This window comes from Streptomyces zingiberis, from assembly GCF_012034935.1.
GTDB classification, from domain to species: Bacteria; Actinomycetota; Actinomycetes; order Streptomycetales; family Streptomycetaceae; genus Streptomyces; species Streptomyces zingiberis.
This window is the reverse complement of the sequence record NZ_JAATEN010000011.1, coordinates 41,586-63,812: the sequence shown is the minus strand read 5'-3', so window position 1 is coordinate 63,812 and position 22,227 is coordinate 41,586. Positions and strand designations below refer to the sequence as shown.

Here is a 22,227-nt window from a genome sequence, read left to right as displayed (position 1 = left end):
GCGGGCCCCCCGCCGCAACGGGCCGCCGCCGGGCCGCACTTCCTCGCCTCCGCCGCGCCGTCTTCTCCCCGCTCGTCAAGATCGGCATAGTGGTGGACCGGCGCGGCCGTACCGTTCGATCCGCTTCCGGCCGCCGAGTCGTGTCCCGGGGGGAAGATGATCGAGACGGTGTTCAGGAGCGAGGACGTGCCGGCGCCGGACCGGTTCGACCGGTGGCGGGAGCTGATGCGGCGGTGCACGGTGCCGCTGGAACTGGACAGCGACAGCCGGGAGGACTTCAGGGCCTCCCAGCGGCTGCTGGAGTTCGACGGGATCTCGGTCTGGCCGACGAGCTTCCAGCCGGTCTCCTTCCGGCGCACTCCACGGCTGATCCGGCAGGAGGACCCCGAACAGGTCAACATCTCGATCCCGCTGCGCGGCACGCTGTTCGCCACCCGCGGCGGACACGGGGCGGAGTACGGGCCCCGCACGCTCTGCGTCGTGGACAGCGCGCGGCCCATCGAGGTACGGACGCGCTCCCGCCAGATCGGCATCGGGCTGGACGTCCCCAAGGCCCTGCTACCGCTCCGCGGAGACGCGCTCGACCAGCTGAGCCGGTCCACCCTGTCCGGGCGGGAGGGGTTCGGGAGCCTGCTGGTGACCTTCCTGACCCAGCTCGCCCGGGACACCTCCGTCTACCGGCCGTCCGACGGGCCCCGGCTGGCATCGATCGTGGTCGACCTCCTGTCGGCGCTGTTCACGCACCACCTCGGCACCGGTCACGACCTCGGCCCGGAGACCCGCCGCCGCACCCTGCTCCTGGAGATCCAGGCCTTCATCCGCCGTCACGCGGACGACCCGGACCTGACGCCCGCGGCGGTCGCCGCGGCCCATCACATCTCGGCCAGCCATCTGCACCGGCTCTTCCGGGACGAGGACACCACGGTGGCCGCGACGATCCGCCGCCTGCGCCTGGAAGGCGCCCGCCGGGACCTCGCCGACGCGGCCCGGCACGGCGCCAGGGTCCAGGACATCGCGGCCCGCTGGGGTTTCGGCAGTCACGCCTCCTTCACCCGCGCGTTCCGCGACGCCTACGGCCTCTCCCCCCGCGACTACCGTCACCAGGCGGTTGACGGCTCCGGAGCACGCGGAGCGGACGGGACCTGAGGAGGAGACCCGCGAACCGCGGGCGGACGGACCGGTCCGGCTCCGCCGGAACCGGACCGGTCCGCACCACGCCAGCGGGGCCCGAGGGACCCGGAGGCCGAAGGCGCTCACCGGGTCGCGCTCGTCCGCCTGAGCGCCTTCGCCTTCCGTGAGAACGAGAGCGTCGCGCCGATCGGCGTGAGGTCCACCGTCCACCCCACGACGATCGGCTCCCCCGAACGCGGAACCAGTGTGTCAGCGCCCGCCGGGAGATTCTTTCCGGTCCGTGGCCGCTTCCTTGACCTTCCGTGCTCCGCCGGCGGACGCGGAGCCGGAACGCGTCCCCGGCCCGTCGCGACGGGGCACGCGGTCCTCGGCCGGACTCTGCACGTCCGCCCGTCCGCCCGTCCGCCCCGGAGAGCACGTCTCCGGCCGTGGTGAGGCAGGCGTCCTGGAGACTCCCGGCCAGGGCACGACGCCACTCCCGGGACCGCTCCCGGCGCATCGGGCCAGGGCCGCCCGGCAGACGCGCGGCAGGCCGGGCACGCGGGACTCCCCCGCGCCGGAACGGCACACCGGAGGAGCCGGCACGGTCCCGCACGGGACCGCCGGCGCGGCGCGGGAACGCCCCCGCCCGCCGGCACGCCCGTACGGCGCCGGCTCAGTTCCCGCCGGAAAGCAGCGGGGTGAGACGCTCCGGGTCGCCGCAGAGGATGAGCAGCTCACCGGCGCCGGCGGTGGCGGCGGGCAGGGCCTTCGCCGCCGCGTCCCCGGCTCCGCCGTTGACGGCGACGACCACGACGGGCCGGGGAGCCGTGCGTCCGGCGGCCGTGGCGGCCGCGTAGAAGACGTCCTCCCGCGCGTCGTGCTGGGCCCAGTACGCCTCCTCACCGAAGGACAGCTCGTGGGTGGCCCACGGGTGCTGCTCGCCGGTGGTGAGCACGAGGACGTCGCCGGGCGCGCGGCCGGCGTCCAGAAGCAGGTCGACGGCCTCCTCCGCTGCGTCCAGGGCCCCCTCCGGGGTGGCGGGGATCAGCTGGACCTGCGGCGTGGCGGCGGACCCGGCGGCCCGCTGCGGCCGTGCGCCGCGCTGCGCGGGAACGGCGGGCACGTGGTTGGCGCCGGGCCGGGACGGGCGCGGCGGAGCGGGACGGGGAGCCGCGGCACGGGGGCCGGGACGGGGACCGGGAACGGGACGGGGGGTCGGCGCGGTGCGGCCGGCGGCCGGAGTAGCGCGGGGACCCGGGACACTCGGGTGAATCTGAGGCTCCTCGGGGATGAGAGGCATGGGCTGTGTCTATCAAACACCGGTGCGATCCGCACCGGCGGGGGCGGGAACAACGGGCAACCGTTCAGAAATCGAAGCCGAGTTGCCCCCCGCACTCGGCGATCCCCTCCGGGCCGCCCGGCCGCACCTTCTTCAGGTGGCGCCAGCGGGGCAGGGCGTCCATGAACGCCCAGGAGACCCGGTGGTGGGCCGTCGGGCCGCGTTCGGCGAGCGCGGCCCGGTGCACCGGCGAGGGGTAGCCGGCGTTGGTGCCGAAGGCGAACTCCGCGCAGTCCCGGCCGAGTTCCGCCATCATCGCGTCCCGCCGGACCTTGGCGAGCACCGAGGCGGCGGCGACCGCCACACAGGACTGGTCCCCCTTGACGACGGTCCGCACCCGCCAGGGCACGCCCAGATAGTCGTGGCTCCCGTCGAGGATGACGGCGTCCGGCCGGACCGGCAGCGCCTCCAGCGCGCGCACGGAGGCCAGCCGCAGCGCCGCCGTCATGCCCAGCTCGTCGATCTCCTGCGGCGAGGCGTGACCGAGCGCGTACGCCGTGACCCAGCCCTCCAGCAGCGCGGCCAGTTCGGAACGCCGCCGCGGCGTGAGGAGTTTGGAGTCGGTGAGCCCGTCCGGAGGCCGGCGGAGGCCGGTGACGGCCGCGCACACGGTGACCGGCCCGGCCCAGGCCCCCCGCCCGACCTCGTCCACCCCCGCGACGACCCGCGCGCCGGTGGTGGCGCGCAGCGAGCGTTCGACGCTGTGGGTGGGCGGCTGGTACGGCATGGCGTCAGACAGCGTACGCGGCGGCGGACGGCGCCCGCGCGGGGGTCCCCTCCGGTGCTTCCCCGGCCCGGCCGGCGGGGCGGACCCCTCTCAGCGGCCGGGGCCGGGCACCCACCCGGGCAGCGGTTCGGTCTGCTCCAGCCAGGCGGCCGGCGGTGCCCCGTCCGGCGCGGCGGCGACGACCGCGCCGGCGATGGCGCCGGTGGTGTCCAGGTCCCCGCCGGCCTGGGCCACTGCCCAGAACGCGCCCGCGTAGTCACCCGGGTGACGGGCCGCGGCCCAGAGGGTGAACGGCACCGTGTCGTGCGCGCTGGTCCGCCGCCCGCAGCCCAGCACGGCGGCCACGGTGCCCGTGTCGCCGTAGTCCAGCAGGTCCCGGGCCCGGCGCAGCCCGGCCCGTACCGCACTGCGGGGCACGAGGGCGACGACCGCGTCCAGCAGTTCGCCGGGGGCCGGACGGCCCTCGGGCGCGGCGGCGAGGGACGCGGCCGCGGCCACCGCCATGGCCCCCGCGACGGCCTCCCGGTGCTGGTGGGTGACGTAGGCGGAGAGTTCTGCGGCGCGCACGGCCCGCTCCGGCTCCCCCGCGTACCAGGCGCCCAGCGGCGCGACGCGCATCGCGGCGCCGTTGCCCCAGGAGCCCGCGCCGCCGAAGAGCGCGGCGGCGTGCTCCCGCCAGTCGCCGCCGGCGGCCACCGCCCGCAGGACGCGGTCCACGGTGGTGCCGTAGTCCCGCGCCGGGTCATGGTGCGCGGCGAAGGAACGCGCCAGGGCGTCCTGGTCGATGGCGCCGTGGACGGTCAGGACCTCCAGCACGGAGCAGGCCATCGCGGTGTCGTCCGTCCACCGGCGGAGCCCGGCGGGCGGCCGGCGCCGCCGCAGCGCCCCGTGGTGGGCGGGGGCCCGGAGCAGGGCGCCCAGGGCGTCCCCCACGGCCAGTCCGCGCAGGCAGGCGAGGGCGCGGTGGTGACGGAGGGCGAGGGTGGGGTCAGCGGTCATCGTGCTCGCACTCTAACCGGTGCGCCCCGGCGGACCAGGTCGCACCGGCGCCCGGCGGAGCCCGGCGCACGCGGTCCGCGGCGGGCGCACCGGAGCCCGGTGACACTCCCGCTGCGGCCGCCGGACGGAGCGGCGGGCGGGGTGGCGGGCGGAGCGCCGAAGGCGGCCCCGGGAGGCGGCGGGACGGGGAGAACGGCGCCCCCGCTGTGGCGGCGGCAACGGCACACCACGACCGGCAGGACCGCCACAACCGGCACAACCGATGCAGCCACCAGGGCCGCGCACCCGGCGGACCACGGGAGGGCCGGGCCGTCAGACCGTCCAGCCCGGGTCCAGGTCGACGACATCCCCGGTGATCGCGGCCACGTCCGCCTCCAGCTGCGCGCGGAGCGCGAGGCGCTCGACGCGCTCGGCCCGGTACTTGCCGTACTCCGCCGCCGAGGCCCACATCGACAGCACCAGGAACTCGCTGCCCGGCGCCTCACCGAAAACGCCCCGCAGCATCCCGGGAGAACCGGCCATCGCCGGGTTCCACACCTTCTCCTGCATCAGCGTGAAATGCGCCACGCGCTCCTCCCGCACCCGGCAGTGGGCGACGCGGGCCACGTCGGCGTCCGCGAAGGTCGGCAGGAACCCGGTCTTGACGTCGCCCCGGTACTCGAAGAGGCGCCCGCGGGCGTCGGTGTAGGTGCCGGACTGGGCGGCGGCCAGCCGGTGGTGCGACCTGGCCATGAAGGAGTCGTAGAAGGCCCGGCTCTCCCAGAACGCGAAGAGATGGGCGACCCCCGGCCGGAGCCGGCTCCATCCGCCGCCCTGGCCGCGGAATCCCGGCTCGCCGAGCAGGCCCGCCCACTTCCGCTGTCCGCGTTCGAAACCACGGCGGTCGACCACGGCGCAGCGAATCCACTTGACCAGCACCGCGCCATCGTACGGCCCGGGGGCCGCCGCGAACCCCGGTGATCGAACACCTCCTGCCCGGAGGGGGAGTTCGCCCCACTCCTCCCCCGGCGGGGCGGCGAGCCGTGGGCCGGACACGCGGAGGGGGCCGCCCGGGAAGCGGCCCCCTCCGCCGGCCCCCCGGCTCCTCATGGGCGGTGTGCCCGAGGAGCCGGGCGGGGCCGGGAGCGGTCAGCTGCAACCGCTGGTGGAGCCGCAGCCCTCACAGAGGTAGCAGCTGCCGGCGCGGCGCATCTTGGTGCCGCAGGAGAAGCAGAGCGGGGCGTCGGCGTTCAGCCCGAGCTGCATCTCCGCCAGTTCGGTGGAGCTGTGGGCCTCCTTGGGCGCCGGGGCACCCGCCTTCTTCGCCGGCCGCGTCCCCGTCGCCTCCGGGGCGTCGGTGTGCCGGGGAGCCGACTGCGCCAGGCTCTCGATGTCCACTTCCTCCTCGGACGGCTCGTAGGAGCCCGTCTCCAGGTGGCGCTGGCGCTCCTCGGCCGAGTGGATGCCGAGGGCCGAGCGGGTCTCGAACGGCAGGAAGTCGAGCGCCAGCCGGCGGAAGATGTAGTCGACGATCGACTGCGCCATCCGCACGTCCGGGTCGTCCGTCATGCCCGCCGGCTCGAACCGCATGTTGGTGAACTTCGAGACGTAGGTCTCCAGCGGCACGCCGTACTGGAGGCCGACGGAGACGGCGATGGAGAAGGCGTCCATCATGCCCGCCAGGGTGGACCCCTGCTTGGACATCTTGAGGAAGACCTCACCGAGGCCGTCGTCCGGGTAGGAGTTGGCGGTCATGTAGCCCTCGGCGCCGCCGACCGTGAAGGAGGTGGTGATGCCGGGCCGTCCCTTCGGCAGGCGCTTGCGCACCGGGCGGTACTCGACGATCCGCTCGGTGGTCCCGGCCTGCGGGCCCTCCGCCGTTTCCGCGCCGTCCTTCTTCTTCTCGTCCCACTTCTTCGTGGAGAGCGGCTGGCCCACCTTGCAGTTGTCCCGGTAGATGGCCAGCGCCTTCAGGCCGAGCTTCCAGCCCTCGAAGTAGATCTCCTCGATCTCCTCGACGGTGGCCGTCTCCGGCATGTTCACCGTCTTGGAGATGGCGCCGGAGAGGAACGGCTGGGCGGCGGCCATCATCCGGACGTGGCCCATCGGGGAGATGGAGCGCTCGCCCATGGCACAGTCGAAGACCTCGTAGTGCTCGGGCTTCAGGCCGGGCGCGTCGACGACGTTGCCGTGCTCGGCGATGTGCGCGACGACCGCCTCGACCTGCTCCTGCGGGTACCCCAGCCGCTTGAGCGCCTTCGGCACGGTGTTGTTGACGATCTGCATGGAGCCGCCGCCGACGAGCTTCTTGTACTTGACCAGCGCCAGGTCGGGCTCGATGCCGGTGGTGTCGCAGTCCATCATCAGGCCGATGGTGCCGGTCGGCGCGAGCACCGACGCCTGGGCGTTGCGGAAACCGTTCTTCCCACCCAGCCGCAGGACGTCCTGCCAGGCCTCCGTCGCCGCGGCCCACACCGGGGTGTCCAGGTCGTCCACGCGTCCGGCGGCGCCGTTGGCGTCGGAGTGCTGCCGCATGACGCGGTTGTGGGCGTCCGCGTTGCGGGCGTAGCCCTCGTACGGCCCGACGACGGCGGCCAGCTCGGCGGAGCGCTTGTAGGAGGTGCCCGTCATCAGCGAGGTGATCGCGCCGGCGAGGGCGCGGCCACCGTCGGAGTCGTAGGCGTGGCCGGTGGCCATCAGCAGGGCGCCGAGGTTGGCGTAGCCGATGCCGAGCTGGCGGAAGGCGCGGGTGGTCTCGCCGATCTTCTGCGTGGGGAAGTCGGCGAAGCAGATGGAGATGTCCATCGCCGTGATGACCAGCTCGACGACCTTGCCGAACCGCTCCGCGTCGAAGGACTGGTTGCCCGCGTCGTCGTCCCGCAGGAACTTCATGAGGTTCAGCGAGGCCAGGTTGCACGAGGAGTTGTCCAGGTGCATGTACTCGCTGCAGGGGTTGGAGGCGGTGATCCGGCCCGACTCCGGCGAGGTGTGCCAGTGGTTGATGGTGTCGTCGTACTGGATGCCGGGGTCGGCGCACGCCCAGGCGGCCTCGGCCATCTTGCGGAAGAGCGCCTTGGCGTCGACCTCCTCGATGACCTCGCCGGTCATCCGGGCCCGCAGGCCGAACCGCTCCCCGCCCTCGACGGCCTTCATGAAGGTGTCGTTGACGCGGACCGAGTTGTTGGCGTTCTGGTACTGGACGGAGGTGATGTCGTCGCCGCCGAGGTCCATGTCGAACCCGGCGTCGCGCAGCGCGCGGACCTTCTCCTCCTCCTTGACCTTGGTCTCGATGAACGCCTCGACGTCGGGGTGGTCCACGTCCAGGACGACCATCTTGGCCGCGCGGCGGGTGGCGCCGCCGGACTTGATCGTCCCGGCGGAGGCGTCGGCCCCGCGCATGAAGGAGACCGGGCCGGAGGCGTTGCCGCCGGAGGAGAGCAGCTCCTTGGAGGAGCGGATGCGGGAGAGGTTCAGGCCGGCGCCGGAGCCGCCCTTGAAGATCATCCCCTCTTCCTTGTACCAGTCGAGGATCGACTCCATGGAGTCGTCCACGGAGAGGATGAAGCAGGCGGAGACCTGCTGCGGCTGCTGGGTGCCGACGTTGAACCAGACCGGCGAGTTGAAGCTGAAGACCTGGTGGAGCAGGGCGTACGCCAGCTCGTGCTCGAAGATCTCCGCATCGGCCGGGGAGGCGAAGTAACCGTGGGTCTCACCGGCCTCGCGGTACGTCCGCACCACACGGTCGATGAGCTGCCGCAGGCTGCTCTCCCGGGCCGGGGACCCGACCGCGCCGCGGAAGTACTTGCTGGTCACGATGTTGACCGCGTTCACCGACCAGAAGTCGGGGAACTCCACGCCGCGCTGCTCGAAGTTGACCGAGCCGTCGCGCCAGTTGGTCATGACGACGTCGCGGCGCTCCCAGGCCACCTCGTCGTACGGATGGACGCCGGGGGAGGTGTGGATCCGCTCGATCCGCAGGCCCTTGCTCGCCTTGCTCCCCCGGGAACGCGAACCTCGTGCGGGACCGCTCGCCGTCTCTGTCATGCCGCCTCCCAATTACAGGCTGAAACGCCCTGAAGTGCCCGGTTCATCCCTCGGCACGGCGTCTGTTCTGGTCAGGTCTGAGTCAGTTGTGCATCACTTGCGTCCCCGGCGCGGCGCGCCGCGGACGATCCGGCCGCCGCTCAGCCGGCGGGGCTCTCCCCGCGCCGCGGGCCGGAGGTGGCCGGCGCGGGGACCGCCGCCCCGGCCGGAGCCCCGGCCGGAGGGCGCCCCACCGCGCCGGGGGGCCGGCCTTCGCGCAACTCGGCGATGGCGGCCTCGAAGTCCTCGAGAGAGTCGAACGCCCGGTAGACGGACGCGAAACGCAGATACGCGACGAGGTCCAGCTCCTGGAGCGGCCCCAGTATGGCGAGGCCGACGTCGTGGGTGGAGAGCTCGGCGCTCCCGGTGGCCCGTACGGCCTCCTCCACCCGCTGGCCCAGCTTGGCCAGGGCGTCCTCGGTGACCGGCCGCCCCTGGCAGGCCTTGCGGACCCCGGAGATGACCTTGTCCCGGCTGAAGGGCTCGGTGACCCCGCTCCGCTTGATCACCAGCAGGGAGGCCGTCTCGACGGTCGTGAAGCGGCGCGCGCAGTGCGGGCACTGGCGGCGCCGGCGGATGGACGTCCCGTCGTCGGTCGTACGGCTGTCGACCACACGGCTGTCGGGGTGCCTGCAGAAGGGGCAGTGCATCGTTCCTCACCCTCCTCGGACCCTGGACACAGCTCGTTCCGGCGCTCGCGCCGCCCGGCCACCACCGGGCCCGGCGCCACTCCCGCGAGGGGGTGGCGCCGCCGCACAGGGGGCGCGGGCACGGCACGGCCGCGCCACTCCGCACGACCCGCGTGCGCCGTCCGGAGCTGTGTCCAGCATAGGTGATGTTCGGCGTCCCGCCGCACGCGAAACCACAACTTCTGGGACCGCGCCGATTATGGGACCACTACATCTGGTGGCTGACGGTCAGGGGCCGTCACCGGTTGCCACGACCGGCGAGTGCCCCGCGGGCAGCCTCCGGAACGCCGTCCGGCTCGCCGCAGGGGGATCCCGGGACACCCACCGCGGACCGCGCCTCCACGGAGCCGCTCCGGCTCCGCCCGGGCCCGCGGGGCCCCGCGCCCGGCCGTCGCGGGCCACGCGCGCAAGGCCCTCCCGGTGAGCCGTCCCGAAGATTACGGGACCCCGGAGGAGGTCCGCTCCCGGGGTCCGGATGCCAGACTGAGGGCTCCGGGCGCCACGTGGATCCGCCGGCCCCCGGCGCCGCACCCCGCCGGCCCACGGCCGCGGGTACCGCGCACCGCGATGACCCGCACCGCGCCGGCACACCGCGCCCGGGTGACCGGCGCGCCCGGGACACCCCCGGTGGGCGCTCCGTCCATACACCTGATCTCATGATCAAGCCTGTTGAACAGCGAATTTTCACTCGAACGTGTGTTTGGCGCAACCTTTCGAAACCAACTACCGTTGTCCGGTCAGAGGGAGAACAGCGAGAGAGGGGCCGACGTGACCACCACCGCAGACAGCGCGACCATCACCGCTCAGGACCGCGTACCGAACGGGCACGACCAGGCCCGTCCCGACATCGGGACGCCGGCCCCGGAGGACGGCAAGCCCGCTCGCTCGCTGCCCGGCCGGCCACCCGGGATCCGCGCGGACAGCTCCGGGCTGACGGATCGCCAGCGGCGCGTCATCGAGGTCATCCGGGACTCCGTCCAGCGCCGTGGTTACCCCCCGTCGATGCGGGAGATCGGCCAGGCGGTCGGCCTCTCCAGCACCTCCTCGGTGGCCCACCAGCTGATGGCGCTGGAGCGCAAGGGTTTCCTCCGGCGCGACCCCCACCGGCCCCGCGCCTACGAGGTGCGCGGCTCCGACACCCCCAACACCCCCCCGGCGGACACCGCGGGGAAGCCCTCGGCCTCCTACGTCCCCCTGGTCGGCCGGATCGCGGCCGGTGGCCCCATCCTCGCCGAGGAGTCCGTCGAGGACGTCTTCCCGCTCCCCCGTCAGCTGGTGGGTGACGGCGAGCTGTTCGTCCTGAAGGTCGTCGGTGACTCGATGATCGAAGCGGCGATCTGCGACGGCGACTGGGTCACCGTCCGCCGCCAGCCCGTCGCCGAGAACGGTGACATCGTCGCCGCCATGCTCGACGGCGAGGCGACGGTCAAGCGCTTCAAGCGGGAGGACGGCCACGTGTGGCTGCTGCCGCACAACGCCGCCTACCAGCCCATCCCCGGTGACGAGGCCACGATCCTGGGGAAGGTCGTCGCGGTGCTGCGCCGCGTCTGAGCCGTATCCACGCGAACGGCCCCGGAACCCCTGCGGCGGTCCGGGGCCGTTCGCCGGCCGGGGCGGGGCGCGCCGGCCGGGATGCCGCGGCCGGGCCCGCGGCGGGAGCAGCCCACGGCCCAGGTGCGGCGTGCTCGTCACCCGCGGACGGCGGGGGCGACGGGCGGCGCGCGACCACCGGGTGGCGCCGCCCCGGACGCCGCGCCGGTGCGCCCTCCCACCCGGCTATCCCGAGGCGCCGGTCCGCGCGGCGGCGTCGATGGCGGCCAGCGACCGGCGCACCTGGTTGCGGTCGGTGGTGTACCAGAAGCCGGGCATCGAGGCGCGGAGGAAGCTGCCGTAGCGGGCCCGGTCCAGGCGCGGGTCCAGGACGGCGACGACCCCGCGGTCGCCCGTGGCGCGGACCAGCCGGCCCGCCCCCTGCGCCATGAGCAGCGCGGCGTGGGTGGCCGCCACCGCCATGAAGCCGTTGCCGCCCCGCTCCTCCACCGCCTTCTGCCGGGCGCTCATCAGCGGGTCGTCCGGCCGGGGAAACGGGATGCGGTCCATCACCACCAGCTGGCAGCTCGGTCCGGGGACGTCGACGCCCTGCCAGAGGGAGAGCGTCCCGAAGAGGCAGGTGCGGTCGTCCTCCGCGAAGGTACGGATCAGTTCGCCCAGCGTCTCCTCGCCCTGCAACAGGGTCGGCACGTCCAGCCGCTCCCGCAGGGCCTCCGCCGCCGCCCGCGCTCCCCGCATGGAGGAGAACAGTCCCAGCGTGCGCCCGCCGGCGGCCTCCACGAGCTCCGCCAGTTCGTCCAGCATGTCGCCGCGGCCGCCCTCCCGGCCGGGCTGGGCCAGGTGCTTGGCGACGTAGAGGATGCCCTGCCTGCGGTAGTCGAACGGGGAGCCCACGTCGACGCCCTTCCACTGCGGCGCGTCCTCCCCCGTGTCGGGCTCCGTGCCGCCCGCCGCGCCGGATTCCGTGCCCGGCGCGCCCTGGGGCTCCCGCGCCGTCCCACCGCCGGCCGTGCCCTCCGGCGGCAGGCCCAGCGTGGCCGCGACCCCGTTGAAGTCCCCGCCGAGCCGGAGGGTCGCCGAGGTGAGGACCACGGAGCGCTCGGTGAAGAGCTTCTCCCGCAGCAGGCCCGAGACCGACAGCGGGGCGACCCGCAGGGAGGCGCCGAACCGGTCGTGCCGCTCGTACCAGATGACGTCGTACTCCGAGGCGGCGGCCACGCGCTCCGCGACCGCGTGGACGTTCTCGATGGAGGCGAGGGCCTGCTTGCGGACGGCGTCCTCGTCCTGCACGGACTTGTCGCGCGTGGCGCCGAGCGCCGAGATGACGGTGCGCGCGGCGTCACGCAGCGCCGTCAGGGCGTACTCCAGATCCTCCGGGAGCTCCTCCAGCCGTCCCGGGAGGGCCAGTTCCATCAGCCGTTCGAAGCTCTCGGCGGCGGTCTGCAGCGCGTCGGCCGCCTTCTCGTTCACCAGCTTGGCGGCACGGCGCACCGCGCGGTTGACGCCCCCCGGTGTCAGCTCCCCGGTGGCGGCGCCGGTGACCCGGGAGACCAGCTCATGCGCCTCGTCGACGATCAGCAGTTCGTGCCCCGGCAGCACGGGGGCGCCTTCCAGGGCGTCGATGGCCAGCAGCGCGTGGTTGGTGACGACCACGTCCGCCAGCTTGGCCCGCTCCCGGGCCGCCTCGGCGAAACACTCGGCACCGTAGGCGCAGCGGGACGCGCCGAGGCACTCCCGGGAGGAGACCGAGACCTGCGCCCAGGCCCGGTCGGAGACGCCCGGCGAGAGGGCGTCACGGTCTCCGGTCTCCGTCTCGTCGGCCCAGTCGCGCATGCGCAGCAGGTCCTTGCCGAGCCGGCTGCTGGGGGCGGCCGTCTCGAAGACGTCGAAGAGACCCTCCTCCTCGTCCTGCGGGACGCCCTCGTGCAGCCGGTGCAGGCACAAGTAGTTGGAGCGCCCCTTGAGCATGGCGAACTCCGGGCGGCGGCGCAGCAGGGGGTGGAGCGCCTCGACCGTGCGGGGCAGGTCCCGCTCCACCAGTTGCCGTTGCAGCGCGAGCGTGGCCGTGGCCACGACGACCCGCTCCCCCTGGGCCAGGGCGGGCACCAGATAGCCGAGGGACTTGCCGGTGCCCGTACCGGCCTGGACCAGCAGATGGGAGCCGTTCCCCGCGGCCTCGGCGACCGCCTCGGCCATGGTGACCTGGCCGGGGCGCTCGCTGCCGCCGACCGCCGTGACGGCGGCGTGCAGCAGCTCGGGGAGGGAAGGCGGGGAGGCGGAGGCGGGTTTCGTCATAGGGTGCTCAGCCTACGGGGCGGCACGGACATCCCTCTCCCGGATGGCCCTCCCGGGCGGGAGAGGCGGTGCCTGGCTCGAACCTCACCGGCGCCGCGCCCCGGCCCCCCGGCGACTGCTGCCCCTTCCCACCGCCGGCCCCACTCCCTCACACGTCGCCCCGTCACCCCCCTCTCCTCCTCAGGCCCTCGCGTCCGCAGGTCCTCACAGTCCTCACACCCGCGCCAGCGGATTGGGGACCGTGCCGTGGACGGCCGCGTGCGGCCGGTCGGGCCGGTCGCGGTAGCCGTCCAGATGGAGCCGGTTGCGGTTCAGGCAGAGCCGGTCGATGCGCGGGACCAGCAGGTCGAAGGTCTCGAACCGCTCCTTGTCCTCGGGGAACCGGGCCTGGTGACGCAGGATCTCCTGACGCACCAGCGACCAGAACTCGCCCTCCGGGACGCCCAGTTGCTCCTCGCACAGCGGTGCGAGATAGCGGAAGACGCCCACGAACAGCCCGGAGTGGATGAACTGGGTGAGGAAGGAGGGCTCCTCGGTCAGGAGGACCTCGCGCGCGGGGCCCGGCAGCGAGTCGTGCTCGGGCAGCGGCTCGGCGCTGATGTTCACATCGTCCACGAAGTCCTTCACGGCCAGCCGCACCGGGACGTCGTCGCGGTCGAAGACGACGATCGCGTTCTCCCCGTGCGGGGAGAAGACGGTGCCGTAGCGGTAGAGGAAGTGGAGCAGGGGCGGCAGCAGCGCGGCGAAGAGCCGGCGCAGCCATGCCCCGGGCGGCAGGCCGGAGCGGCGCACCAGTTCGGCGGTGAACGAGCGGCCCCGTGGGTCGGTGTGGAGCAGCGCGGCCAGGGTGCGGGCCCTCTCCCCCGGGTCGAGCTGGTCCGTCAGGGATTCCCGCCAGATGCAGCCGAGCAGTTCCCGGTACTGGTACGGCACGTCCGGCAGCCCGTCGTAGACCGGGTGCCGGACGGTGACCGAGGCCGTCTCACCGAGCAGGATCACCCGGGTCTCGTCGCGCAGGAAGGGGTCGGCGTCCCGCAGCGCGTGGACCCACGCGGTGACGGACGGGGCCGCCAGTGTGCGCTCGGTCGGCAGCCCGCGCCAGACGAGGGTGTTCAGGACCGACAAGGGGAGTTTGACGGTACGGGCCCCCGGCCGGCTGACGTTGAGGAAGGTGCGGACGGACTGCTGCGGCAGCCTCAGGTCGCCGTCCTCGCCGAGCGGGATGATCCGCCCGTCGGCGAGGTACGGGGCGAACAGCGGCGCGATGGTCTCGTCCCACTGCCAGGGGTGGACGGGCAGCCACAGGTAGTCCCCCGGCTCACGGCCCTCGGCGGCGACGGTACGGGCGAACTCCGCGCGGGTGGCCGGGGTGAGTTCCTCGGCGTAGAGGCGGTCGGGGGTGGCGAGCGCGGAGACCCCCCGGTAGGCGGCGAGGTCACGGTGGACGGCCGCCCAGGGCAGCCGCGCCGGGCGGCGCGCCTCGGGCGCCCAGCGCTCGGTGTCGCGGGCGGAGAATCCGATCCGGCCCTTGTTGGCCACGAGCCAGGGGTGCCCGGTCTGGTGGCCTTCCAGCTCCGCGTAGCCGAGGTCGGCGAGTTCTCCGGCGGTCGGCGCCGTCTCGTCGAGCCGGGTGTCGGCGGCGAGGGTGGCGGTGAGCTCCCGGATGAGGTGGCCGGTGGTGTCCCCGGAGAGACCGAGGACGCTGCGGTGCGCGCGGGCCATGAACAGCAGCGGGTCCGCGGACGGGCTGATCGAGTCGGGGTCCACCCGCCAGTGCCCGTAGGCCCCGCGCCGGGCCCGGAAGCGGTAGGTGAGGCCGGGGGCGACGGTGAGGCGGTGGCCCAGCGGGTCACCGAGCTCGGGCTCGGGGGCGAGGACCTCCTCGTAGGCGAGCTCGCCGAGCATCTTGGCGAACAGGCGGCGGGCGGCGCGCTGCCAGCCGGCCTGGCGCTGCTGGGGTGTGGGACGCAAGGGTGCTCCTCGGACGGCGGAACGGGGACGGGCCGCGTGGGGGGAGGAGGTGCCGCGGCGGGACCGGGCGGAGGCGGGTGGTGCCACCGGGGCCGCGTGGGGAGCGGCCACGGGTGGGGCGCCCGGGAGGGAACGCCTGCCGGGGAGGGCCGCCCGGCCGGGGGGAGACCCGCACGGGAAAAGGCTGCCACGGACGGTGTCGTCCACAGAGCCGGTTCGCGGCCGACTCGTGCGCAGGATGGCCGATTGCCGAGCAGGCGGCCGGAAACCGCGCGGCGCCCCGCGGTTCCGGGGAAGGGCGGTGCCAGGGGAGCGGCACGCGGGCGCCCGCGCCCCCGGGCGGGGGGTGAACGGCGCCCGGCACCCGCCCGTACGTACCCCCAGGGGGCAGGGGTGCGCCGGGCTCCGGGCGTCCCCGCCAGGAACCGGTCCCGGGACGGGGGCGTCCTCCATCGCACGGCATAGTGGTGCCGGGCACCTGCGCCGGTGTCCCGTTCGTTCATCGTCCGCAACCCGACGGGGAGTTCCACCCATGGCATCCATACGCAGGCCCGCCCTCGCCGCGGCCGCGCTCGCCGCGGTGCTCGCGGTCACCGCGACCGCGTGCGGATCCGGGGCCGACCCCGGCGGGCAGTCCGCCGCCTCCGGCGGGGCCGGCGGCGAGAGCGACCTCGCGCTGCCCGACGACCTGAACTCCCGGCTGAAGGAACTCGGCCTCGACCTCGACCAGTGGCGGAACGGTGACTGGAAGAACTGGGAGAAGGACGACTGGCTCCGCGAGGCCAACGACTTCATCAACCCCGTCATCGACAACCTCTGGAAGCCGGAGCGGATGCGGGACGCCGACGTCCCGGAGAAGACGGTGCCCAGCGATGTCGCGGACGACCAGGGGGTCAGCGACCCGGTGCCGAACCCGGTGCAGGCCTCCCCGGTCGACACCCCGTACCACAGCAACGCCGCCCCCGTCGGCAAGGTCTTCTTCGACGGCCCCGAGGGGTCGATGGTCTGCTCGGGCACCGTGGTGAAGGACCCGGCGAACCCGGGGAAGTCCAACCTGGTCTGGACGGCCGGCCACTGCGTGCACGCCGGGAAGCGGGGCGGCTGGTACCGCAACATCGTCTTCGTGCCCTCGTACAACGACAACGCGGTGGCCGCGGAGCAGATCGCGAACACCCCGCGCGAGCAGATCGCCCCGTACGGCATCTGGTGGTCCGACCGGGCCGCCACCTCCGACGAGTGGATCGCGCAGGGCGCCCAGGAGGGCGGGGCCGGCGCGCCGTACGACTACGCGGTGCTCCGGGTGAAGCCGGAGGAGGGCAGCGGCGCGACGTCGCTGGAGGAGACGGTGGGCACGGCGCTGCCGGTGGCCTTCGACGCTCCCGCGGCGCCCGACCTGGAGAACACGGGCGCCTGGGGCTATCCCGCGGCGCCGCCGTTCGACGGGGTGCGGATGTTCTCCTGCGTGGACCGGGCCGGCCGGCTCTCCCTCTTCGCCGGGCAGCCCACGATGTACCGGATCGGCTGCACGATGACCGGCGGCTCCTCGGGCGGTGGCTGGTTCTCCGTGGTCGGAGGCGAGACGTCGCTGGTGTCCAACACCTCCATCGGCCCGGCGACGGGCGGCTGGCTGGCCGGTCCGCGTCTCGCCGAGGGGGCCAAGGCCGTCTTCGACTCCGTCGGCGGCGGGTGACGCACGGCCCGGGAGCGGGCCGCGACGGCGGAAAGGCCCGCCCCCGGTGCGGGGGCGGGCCTTCGCGGTCGTACGGGTCCGCTCGGGTCAGGGGCGCCGGGCGAGGGAGTAGGGCGCCAGTTCGGCGGCCAGTTCCTCGTGGACCAGCGCCTTGAGCAGGGTGCCCTCACCCGTGTGCTCCTCGGAGAGCACCTCTCCGTCGGCGTGCACCCGGGAGACCAGGCCGCCCTGGGTGTACGGCACCAGCGCCTCGATGCCCACCTGTGGCCGGGGCAGCTTCTCGTCGATGAGCGCGAGCAGGTCGTCGATCCCCTGCCCGGACCGTGCCGAGACGGCGAGCGCGCCTTTCTCGGTGCGCAGCAGCCGCTGGAGGACCAGCGGGTCCGCCGCGTCGGCCTTGTTGACCACGACGACCTCCGGCACGTCCGCCGCGCCCACGTCGCGGATCACCGCGCGGACGGCGGCGAGCTGCTCCTCCGGGACGGGGTGGGAGCCGTCGACCACGTGCAGGATCAGGTCGGCGTCACCGACCTCCTCCATCGTGGAGCGGAACGCCTCGACGAGGTGGTGCGGCAGATGCCGGACGAAGCCGACGGTGTCGGCCAGGGTGTAGGCGCGGCCGCTGGGCGTCTCCGCCCGCCGGACCGTGGGATCCAACGTGGCGAACAGGGCGTTCTCCACCAGGACCCCGGCCCCGGTCAACCGGTTGAGCAGCGAGGACTTCCCGGCGTTGGTGTAACCGGCGATGGCGACGGACGGCACCTTGTTCCGCCGGCGCTCCTGCCGCTTGATGTCCCGGCCGGTCTTCATCTCCGCGATCTCCCGGCGCATCTTCGCCATCTTCTCGCGGATCCGCCGCCGGTCCGTCTCGATCTTCGTCTCACCGGGGCCACGGGTGGCCATGCCGCCGCCCGAGGAGCCGGAACCGCCACCGCCCATCTGCCGGGACAGCGACTGGCCCCAGCCCCGCAGCCGCGGCAGCATGTACTGCATCTGCGCGAGCGCGACCTGCGCCTTGCCCTCGCGGGACTTGGCGTGCTGGGCGAAGATGTCGAGGATCAGCGCGGTGCGGTCCACCACCTTGACCTTGACGACATCCTCCAGGTGGATGAGCTGGGCCGGGGTGAGCTCACCGTCACAGACGACGGTGTCGGCGCCCGTCTCCACCACGATGTCGCGCAGCTCCTTGGCCTTGCCGGAGCCGATGTAGGTGGCCGGGTCGGGCTTGTCGCGGCGCTGGACCACCCCGTCGAGCACGAGGGCGCCCGCCGTCTCGGCGAGGGCGGCCAGCTCGGCCAGGCTGTTCTCGGCGTCGCGCGCGGTGCCCGAGGTCCAGACGCCGACCAGCACCACACGCTCCAGGCGGAGCTGGCGGTACTCGACCTCGGTGACGTCCTCCAGCTCGGTGGAGAGGCCCACGACGCGGCGGAGGGCGGCACGGTCGCTGCGGTCGTACTGCTCGCCGTCACGCAGCTCGTCGGCGCCGTCACCCCATGCACCCCGGGCGGCGTCCTCCTCCATCAGGGCGTCGGCGCGGAGGGCGGCCGAAGGGGTGCGCGCGGGGCGCTCGGTGTCCTGGGAAGGGGAGGAAGAGGGGGTCATTGGGTCCTTACGTCGTGAGGATGGGGGTCAGGGCGCGGCGGGAGGGGTCCGGGGAGAGGCATCCGCCTCCGCCCACCCGTCCGGTCAACGCCCGGGGCCGCCCGGAGATTCCCGGGGGCCGGGCCGTGCCGGTGGGACGATCGTCCCACGCCGGGTGCGCCCCGTCACCCCGGTTTCCCCGCCCGGTCCCGGACCGGGCGGGACGCCACCACGGCCCGGGGCCTCCCGGCGGGGCGTGGCGGCGGGCGTCAGCGCGGGGACCCGCCCGGCCCGGCGGGGGCCCCGTCGACGGCCACCGGGGCCCGGCTGACCTCGTACACCCCCGGCACCCGGCGCATCGCCCGCAGCAGCGCCGGGAGCGCGGCGGTGCCCTCCAGCCGCAGGGTGTAGGTGTGGCGGACGCGCTGCTCGTGCGGCGGCTCCACCCGCGCCGAGACCACGGCCGCGCCCTGCTGGGCGATGACCTCGGTCAGCTCGGTCAGCAGCCGGGGCCGGCCGAAGGCCTCGGCGACCAGCGTGACCCGGCAGCCGCCGGTGACCGTCGCGGCAGGAGGAGCGGACGGGGCGCCGGGGGCCGCCGCGCCGGGAGTTCCCTCCAGAACGGCCGCCGCCGTCCCCCGCGTCCGCGCCCCGCCGGACGGAGTGCCGGACGGAGTGCCGGACGGAGTGCCGGACGGAGTGCCGGGCGCCGCCTCCGGGCCCTCGCCGGGCGCCGTCCCCCGGCCCTCGCCCGCGGCGGTCGTTCCCCGGCCGTCACCGGATCCCGCTCCCCCGGTCTCGCCGGGGTCCCCCGCCGGCGGGGCCGGGTGCGCCGCCAGCCAGTCACCGATGGCGATCCGGGCGGCCGGGGTCCGGGCGTAGCCGAGCCACTCGGGCGACGGGCCCTCGGCGTCCGGCGCCGTCAGCAGGTGCAGCGCGTCCCCGTCGCGGAGGACGGTGGCCAGGGAGACCAGCCGGTCGTTGACGCGGGCGCCGATACAGGCGTGCCCGGCGCGGCCGAGCAGGGCGTAGGCGGCGTCCACACAGCTCGCCCCGGCGGGGAGCACCACGGTGGCGCCGCCGGCGGAGACCGTGATCTCGCGGTCCCCGGCGAGTTCCTCGCGGAGCGAGGTCCAGAAGGTGTCGGGGTCGGGCGCCGCCCGCTGCCAGTCCAGGAGGCGGGAGAGCCAGCCGGGGCGGGTCGGGTCCGTACGCTCGCCATCCGCCTCCCCCGGACCGCCCGGACCGCCGTGCGGGGGGCCCGCCGGACCGCCGTTCCCCGGGGTCCTGCCGTCCGCCGGCGCGTACGGGTTGCCGAGCGCCACCACGCCCGCCTCGGCGACCCGGTGCATCCGGTGGGTGCGGACCAGCACCTCGATGACCTCGCCCCCGGACGGGGCCACCACCGCCGTGTGCAGCGACTGGTAGAGGTTGAACTTGGGCGCGGCGACGAAGTCCTTGAACTCCGAGACCACCGGGGTGAAGCAGGTGTGCAGTTCGCCGAGGACGGCGTAACAGTCGGCGTCCTCCGCGACCCGGACCAGCACCCTGCCGAGATCCGCCCCGGTGATCCGGCCGCGTTTCAGCCGCACCCGGTGGACCGCGACCAGATGGCGCGGCCGGACCTGCACGTCGGCGGCGACGCCCGCCTCGCGCAGCACGGCCCGCACCGCGTCCGCGGTGGCCTCCAGCGGCCCGGGACGGCCGGAGTTCTCGCGGATCAGGCTCCGCGTGGCCTCGTACGCCTCGGGGTGGAGGACGGCGAAGACCAGGTCCTCCAGCTCGGTCTTGAGGGCGTGCACGCCCAGCCGCTCGGCGAGCGGGATGAGGACGTCGCGGGTGACGCGCGCGATGCGCATCTGCTTCTCGGGGCGCATCACCCCGAGCGTGCGCATGTTGTGCAGCCGGTCCGCGAGCTTGACGGACATCACACGGACATCGTTCCCCGTGGCCACGAGCATCTTGCGGAAGGTCTCCGGCTCGGCTGCGGCGCCGTGGTCCACCTTCTCCAGCTTGGTGACGCCGTCGACGAGGAAGCGCACCTCCGCGCCGAACTCTGCCTCCACCTGCGCCAGCGTCACGTCGGTGTCCTCCACGGTGTCGTGGAGCAGGGAGGCCGTCAGGGTGGTGGTCTCGGCGCCGAGTCCGGCGAGGATGAGGGTGACGGCGAGCGGGTGGGTGATGTACGGGTCGCCGCTCTTGCGCAGTTGCCCCCGGTGCGAGGACTCCGCCAGGAGGTAGGCGCGGCGCAGCGGGTCGAGGTCGGCGCCGGGATGGTGGGCGCGGTGGACCTGCGCCACGTGCTCCAGGGCGTCGGGCAGCCGATCCCGGGGGGCGGGCCCGCGCAGCGCCGCGTGCCCCAGCCGGCGGAGCCCGAGGTGCGGGCGGGGGCGCCCGCGGACGGGAGGGACGGGGCTCGGGGCCTCTGCGCACATGGGCACCTCCGGCGGCTCGGCCGGCCGCGGACGGCGTGGACCGGGGCCACGGGCGCCCGGGCCGGTGCTTGATGCTAACGAGCCCACCACAAGGCCGCAGATCGACGGCTGCCGGGCGGGACCGAGATCACCCGTTCGAGTGAGGCTCAGCGAGTTCCGCGTGCGAGCCAGTCCGGGTCCACGGTGCCCTCGGCCACGATCTCGGCCGGGCCGGTCATCTCGACGGAGCCGTCCGGGTGTTCGGTGATCAGCAGCCGTCCGCCGGGGAGGTCCACCGTCCAGGTCTCGGGCCGCCCGGTGACGGCGGGGTCCGCGCCGTCCCGGCGGGCCGCGGCCACCATCACGGCACAGGCCCCGGTACCGCAGGAGCGGGTCTCCCCGGAGCCGCGCTCGTGGACGCGCATGGCCACGTGGCGGGGACCGCGGTCCACCGCGAACTCGACGTTGGTGCCCTCGGGATAGGCGGCCGCGGGCTCCACCTCCGGCGCCCGCAGCAGGGGCCCGGCGTCCGCCAGATCCTCGACGAAGACGACGGCGTGCGGGTTGCCCATGTCGACGTGGCGGGCGGGCCGGCGGTGCCCGCCCACCGTGACGGAGACCTCGCCGCCGGGGAGCCGGGCGGTGCCCATGCCCACCGTGATGTCACCGGGGCCGCCGTCGGCGCCCGCCTTGGCGATGTGCACCGACCGCACCCCGGCGCGGGTGGCGACGGCGAGATCACCCTCGGCGGCGAGCCCGGCACGTTGCAGGTACCGGGCGAAGACCCGGACGCCGTTGCCGCACATCTCCGCCACGCTGCCGTCGCCGTTGCGGTAGTCCATGAACCACTCGGCGGACCCGGCCAGCGCGGCGGCCTCGGGGTGGGCGGCGGAGCGCACCACGTGCAGCAGCCCGTCCCCGCCGATACCGGCCCGCCGGTCGCACAGCCGGGCGACGGCGGCAGGGGGGAGCTCCAGCCGGTTCTCCGGGTCGGGCAGGATCACGAAGTCGTTCTCGGTGCCGTGCCCCTTGAGGAAGGCGAGGGGCGCGGCGGAACCGGGGAACGCGGCAGGCGCGGCGGGTACGGTGCTCACACCACGATCCTACGGTCCGGGTGGTGTCCCCGCCCCGCCCGGCGCCCGGCGCCGGGCCCACCGCCGCCGGCCCGGGGGCCACGGCGGCGAGGGACTCAGCGGAGCCGCGCGACGCGCCACAGGCAGAGGACGACGACCGCCGTGACGACCAGGGCGTAGAGGACGACGACCCGCCAGTCCGGCCGGCCACCGGAGCCGGCGGCCGGGAAACCGGGCCAGCTCAGATTGACCCGGCGGGCGGCCATCACGCTCCAGCCGGCCGCGCAGCAGCTCAGCAGCAGGCCGAGCATCGCGACCACCGCACCGCCGTCACCGAAGGCGAAGGCCAGCGGGAAGGCGAACATCAGGGAGCCGACGGCGCCGAGCGCCACGATGGGGGCGAGCTGCCACACACGCAGCCGGCGCGGCGGGCGGATCTCACGGAAGGACTCACCGCCGGGGAGGTGCCCGGTGTCCTCCGGGCCGTCGGGGGCCAGCGTCGCCGGCAGTCCCTCGATCTCGGCGCCGTCGCCGCTGCCGAGGCTGCCACCACCGTCGAGGCCGCCGCCGCTGTCGCCCCCGTCGCCGAGAGCGCCGTAGCCGCCGTTCGGGGGGACACCACCGGCACCGGCGGGGTCACCGCCGCCGAGCCCGCCCGGTCCGTTCAGGGACTGCGGTCTGTCACGAGGGCCGGCCTCCATCGCCACGCGCCCTCCCCACTCG

General features: G+C 74.7%; 15 protein-coding genes. 3 read left to right on the top strand and 12 right to left on the bottom strand.

Going from position 1 to position 22,227, the window contains the following annotated elements:
- The first annotated feature begins 168 nt into the window (after positions 1-168).
- The gene (locus tag HCK00_RS15785) at positions 169-1,146 is read left to right on the top strand and encodes an AraC-like ligand-binding domain-containing protein (protein ID WP_311765343.1); all 978 of its coding nucleotides are present in this window, start codon (positions 169-171) and stop codon (positions 1,144-1,146) included.
- A 640-nt stretch (positions 1,147-1,786) separates the two neighbouring features.
- On the opposite strand, the gene HCK00_RS15780 is transcribed toward HCK00_RS15785, so the two are convergent.
- The 6 genes from HCK00_RS15780 to nrdR form a co-directional block, all read right to left on the bottom strand.
- Complete coding sequence (locus tag HCK00_RS15780) at positions 1,787-2,413, bottom strand: hypothetical protein (RefSeq protein ID WP_168102588.1); 627 nt, start codon at positions 2,411-2,413, stop codon at positions 1,787-1,789.
- 64 nt (positions 2,414-2,477) lie between these two features.
- Complete coding sequence (gene rnhB / locus HCK00_RS15775) at positions 2,478-3,179, bottom strand: ribonuclease HII (protein ID WP_168102587.1); 702 nt, start codon at positions 3,177-3,179, stop codon at positions 2,478-2,480.
- Positions 3,180-3,269: 90 nt separating this feature from the next.
- A complete protein-coding gene (locus HCK00_RS15770; RefSeq protein ID WP_168102586.1) occupies positions 3,270-4,178 on the bottom strand; it encodes an ADP-ribosylglycohydrolase family protein in 909 nt (302 codons plus the stop codon).
- A 312-nt stretch (positions 4,179-4,490) separates the two neighbouring features.
- Positions 4,491-5,096 (bottom strand): YdbC family protein, encoded by a 606-nt coding sequence (locus tag HCK00_RS15765; protein ID WP_168102585.1) that lies wholly within the window; start codon positions 5,094-5,096, stop codon positions 4,491-4,493.
- Positions 5,097-5,306: 210 nt separating this feature from the next.
- Positions 5,307-8,201, bottom strand: coding sequence for a vitamin B12-dependent ribonucleotide reductase (locus tag HCK00_RS15760; protein ID WP_168102584.1), 2,895 nt, complete (start codon positions 8,199-8,201; stop codon positions 5,307-5,309).
- A gap of 140 nt (positions 8,202-8,341) precedes the next feature.
- Positions 8,342-8,890, bottom strand: coding sequence for a transcriptional regulator NrdR (gene nrdR, locus HCK00_RS15755; RefSeq protein ID WP_168102583.1), 549 nt, complete (start codon positions 8,888-8,890; stop codon positions 8,342-8,344).
- Positions 8,891-9,697: 807 nt separating this feature from the next.
- Here nrdR and lexA point away from each other — a divergent pair.
- On the top strand, positions 9,698-10,480 hold the full coding sequence (gene lexA, locus HCK00_RS15750; protein ID WP_168102582.1) for a transcriptional repressor LexA: 783 nt from the start codon (positions 9,698-9,700) through the stop codon (positions 10,478-10,480).
- A 225-nt stretch (positions 10,481-10,705) separates the two neighbouring features.
- On the opposite strand, the gene HCK00_RS15745 is transcribed toward lexA, so the two are convergent.
- Both HCK00_RS15745 and HCK00_RS15740 read right to left on the bottom strand, forming a co-directional pair.
- Positions 10,706-12,775 (bottom strand): ATP-dependent DNA helicase, encoded by a 2,070-nt coding sequence (locus tag HCK00_RS15745; RefSeq protein ID WP_168102581.1) that lies wholly within the window; start codon positions 12,773-12,775, stop codon positions 10,706-10,708.
- A 213-nt stretch (positions 12,776-12,988) separates the two neighbouring features.
- Positions 12,989-14,746, bottom strand: a complete 1,758-nt coding sequence (locus tag HCK00_RS15740; protein ID WP_240965614.1) for an IucA/IucC family protein — start codon at positions 14,744-14,746, stop codon at positions 12,989-12,991.
- A gap of 532 nt (positions 14,747-15,278) precedes the next feature.
- Between HCK00_RS15740 and HCK00_RS15735 the strand changes: the two genes are divergently transcribed.
- Complete coding sequence (locus HCK00_RS15735) at positions 15,279-16,436, top strand: trypsin-like serine peptidase (protein WP_206320417.1); 1,158 nt, start codon at positions 15,279-15,281, stop codon at positions 16,434-16,436.
- Between the two features lie 87 nt (positions 16,437-16,523).
- On the opposite strand, the gene hflX is transcribed toward HCK00_RS15735, so the two are convergent.
- The 4 genes from hflX to HCK00_RS15715 all read right to left on the bottom strand — a co-directional run bounded on the left by hflX (position 16,524) and on the right by HCK00_RS15715 (position 22,205).
- Positions 16,524-18,038, bottom strand: coding sequence for a GTPase HflX (gene hflX, locus HCK00_RS15730; protein ID WP_168102579.1), 1,515 nt, complete (start codon positions 18,036-18,038; stop codon positions 16,524-16,526).
- A gap of 248 nt (positions 18,039-18,286) precedes the next feature.
- Positions 18,287-20,452, bottom strand: coding sequence for a RelA/SpoT family protein (locus HCK00_RS15725; protein ID WP_168102578.1), 2,166 nt, complete (start codon positions 20,450-20,452; stop codon positions 18,287-18,289).
- 146 nt (positions 20,453-20,598) lie between these two features.
- Complete coding sequence (gene dapF, locus HCK00_RS15720; RefSeq protein WP_168102577.1) at positions 20,599-21,525, bottom strand: diaminopimelate epimerase; 927 nt, start codon at positions 21,523-21,525, stop codon at positions 20,599-20,601.
- 95 nt (positions 21,526-21,620) lie between these two features.
- Positions 21,621-22,205, bottom strand: a complete 585-nt coding sequence (locus HCK00_RS15715) for a hypothetical protein (RefSeq protein ID WP_168102693.1) — start codon at positions 22,203-22,205, stop codon at positions 21,621-21,623.
- Positions 22,206-22,227 lie beyond the last annotated feature (22 nt).